The organism is Roseateles sp. P5_E11 (assembly GCF_054049355.1).
Genome location: NZ_JBFUMO010000672.1, coordinates 1 through 2844, shown reverse-complemented (window position 1 = coordinate 2844; position 2844 = coordinate 1). Strand labels below are relative to the sequence as shown.

Genomic DNA, 2844 nt, shown 5'->3' with positions numbered 1-2844 from the left:
ACTCAACGAGGCTCTGGAAAATGTTCGGGTGAGCCGCCTTCTCGAGATCCGAGGCGGTGAGGCGCGTGGTCGGCGTCGGTTGCGTGAAGCCGCGCGCCGAGATGCGCGAGCCCGTAATGACCACGGTGCTCAGCACGCTGGCGCCGGGATTGACCTCTGGCGCGGCGTCAGGCGTTGTGGCCGGTGTCTCAGCGCTTTGGGCCAGGGCGGGAAGCGCCAGCACGGCGCAAGCCGTGAGGGCCGCCAGATGGATCAGGGTCTTGGAACCGGGATTTCGCATGGGAGGTCTCCTGAGGTGGCACGGTGGGCCGCTGCCTTGTGGTCGTTGAGCCGGTATTCGGTAAACAAACTTGGTTATTGGATAGCGCTGTCCGGGAAGCTTAAAAAAACCGGATGGCTTAGGTTGAAACTCGCCCAAACACGCGATCCCCAAGGTTTGAACAGCTGCGCCGTGGGCTATCGCGTTTCGGGATTGCGCTATCCTAGGCATCGAATTCCCCCTCCGATATGGGGGATACCATGTAGAAATGCCGAGCAGCAAGACGACATCAGCCGCCTCCCCCAGACGCACCAGGGCCACCGGCCGGGTGACGCTGGCGGACGTGGCGCAGGCCGCCGGCGTCAGCCCCATCACCGTGTCGCGGGCCCTGCGTGGCGAGCGGGCGGTGGCGCAGGAGCTGTGCGAGCGCGTCCAGGCCGCCGCCACTGCGCTGGGCTACGTGCCCGATCCGGCCGCCCGCGCGCTGGCCTCCAGCCGCAGCTCCCATGTCGCGGTGCTGATCCCCAAGCTGAGCAATACCTTGTTCGTCGAGCTGCTCGACGCGGTGCAGACCACGCTCGTGCCGGCTGGCTACCAGACGCTGATCGGCGTCACCCATTACGACGCCAGCGAAGAGGAGGCCGTGCTGCGCAGCTTTCTGGCACACCGGCCGGCCGGTCTCATCGTCACCGGCCGCGATCGCAGCCCGGCGGCGGCCGCTCTGATCGAGGGCAGCGGCGTTCCCTGCGTGCATGTGATGGAGGTGGAGCCGGGCAGCCACAGCGTGGGCTTCTCGCAACGCGATGCCGGGCGGGCCATCACGCAGCATCTGCTCGATTCGGGTCGGCGCCGCGTCGTCTACGTTGCCGCCCAGCTCGATCCACGCACCTTGGAACGCGGTGAGGGCTACAAGGAGGCGCTGGTGCAAGCCGGCCTGGGCGAGAGCGTGAACAAGGTGCTGATCGCAGAGCCCTCGTCCATGGCGCTCGGTGGCGCGATGCTGGAGCGTGTGCTGCGCGAGGCGCCTGAGACCGACGCCATCTTCTTCTGCAACGACGACCTTGCGCAGGGCGCGCTGCTGGCGGCCTTGCGCCTGGGGGTGGCCGTGCCTGGCCGCGTGGCGGTGGCCGGCTTCAACGACCTGCCGGGCAGCGACCAGATGGTGCCGCCACTCACCACCGTGGCCACGCCGCGCCGTCAGATCGGCGAGCAGGCGGCGCAGATGTTGATGAAGCTGATGCGCGGCCAGCCGGTGGAGCAGCCCAACGTGGACCTGGGCTTCCAGGTCGTGCGGCGGGCGTCAACCTAAGAACGRCTCGCTGTGGCGCGGCGCCGTCACCGGCGATCTTCGACCTGGCGGAGCGCTGCGCTACCTCTGTACGCGTCGCAAATGAGCTGCGCGAGCAGCCGTGCTGGCTCGCTGAGGCTTCGGCTCGCTCGATGAACGAGGCCGATGTCGCGATGGAAGGTGTGATGCCCGAGGTCGATCGCGCGTACCGCCGCGGGCCACCTGCGATGCGTGGCGGTCTGCGGCACCAGCGCGACCCCCACCCCGTTGGCCACCAGCCGCACGATCGCATCCAGTTCGTCGAGCTCGCAAACCTGCTGCACGCTCAGGTGCGCGGCGCGCAGGAAGCGGTCGACCTGCCTCCCGCCAAACGAGGCGCGGTCATATCGGACGAACGGTTCGCTGGATAGCAGCTGGGCCCAGTCGTCGCCGGCCACGTGCCGCGGCACCAGCAGGCGAAACGGCTCGTGCGCGAGCGTGCTCCAGCGCAGGTCACTGTGCAACGAGAACGGTGGGCGAAKGATCGCTGCCATGGCGATATCGCCGGCATCAACGAGGTTCAACAGTTCCATGGACAAGCCCGGAACGACTCGCGTGCGGGAGCTGGGAAGCTGCTTGTGGAACTTCCCGAGTGCGTCCGGTAGCAGCGAGCGTTGGACCGATGCAATGGCGCCGATGTTGAGCAGCACGGTCGATTGCGGCCCGGTGTTGCTGGCCCCCAGGTTGCCATAGAGCAGAAGCAGTTCCTGGGCTTGCGCCAGCATCTGCTGCCCCATGGCATTGAGACGCGCCGATCGTCCAGTCCTGTCGAAGAGCTGGAAGCCGAGCTCTGCCTCCAGCCGCTGCATCTGCGCGCTGACGGCTGCCTGCGTAAGGCCAATCTGCGCACCGGCGGCGGCAAACGTGCCCTCGCGTGCGACGGCCATCAAGGTCTTCAGTTCGCGGATCATTGACAAACAATATTTGTACTTGGTGCAAATATATATTGATTTTATTTTTCACTGGACTGCCTAGGATTCAAGCACTGAACACCACCACCGCCCCCGATCAGCAACCAAATGCCTAGACCATGACGATGCGTGCCCCCACCAAGAATCCCGACAGCCTTTCCCCGTTCCACGTCGCATTCGCGGTGCACGACATCGCCCTGGCCAGAAAGTTTTATGGAGAACTGCTCGGCTGCCCCGAAGGCCGCAGCGCGGACGATTGGGTCGATTTCAATTTCTACGGCCACCAGATCGTCGCCCACCTCGCGCCCGCTGAAACCGGTATCGCACAGCGCAATGCAGTCGATGGC

At 65.8% G+C, this 2844-nt stretch carries 3 protein-coding genes and 1 pseudogene; 2 read left to right on the top strand and 2 right to left on the bottom strand.

Translation table 11 applies throughout. From position 1 onward, the window contains the following. A partial coding sequence (locus ACXJKR_RS28925) for a hypothetical protein (RefSeq protein WP_457325779.1) occupies positions 1-280 on the bottom strand: 280 nt, incomplete at its 3' end. A gap of 247 nt (positions 281-527) precedes the next feature. Between ACXJKR_RS28925 and gntR the strand changes: the two genes are divergently transcribed. After that, on the top strand, positions 528-1568 hold the full coding sequence (gene gntR / locus ACXJKR_RS28920) for an HTH-type transcriptional regulator GntR (protein ID WP_457325778.1): 1041 nt from the start codon (positions 528-530) through the stop codon (positions 1566-1568). A 26-nt stretch (positions 1569-1594) separates the two neighbouring features. Here gntR and ACXJKR_RS28915 read toward each other — a convergent pair whose 3' ends face one another. Further along, positions 1595-2497: a LysR family transcriptional regulator gene (locus tag ACXJKR_RS28915; RefSeq protein WP_457325777.1), complete on the bottom strand. Its 903-nt coding sequence runs from the start codon at positions 2495-2497 to the stop codon at positions 1595-1597. Between the two features lie 125 nt (positions 2498-2622). On the opposite strand from ACXJKR_RS28915, the pseudogene ACXJKR_RS28910 reads away from it, so the two are divergent. Next, positions 2623-2844, top strand: a pseudogene (locus ACXJKR_RS28910) (VOC family protein); the annotation flags it as partial.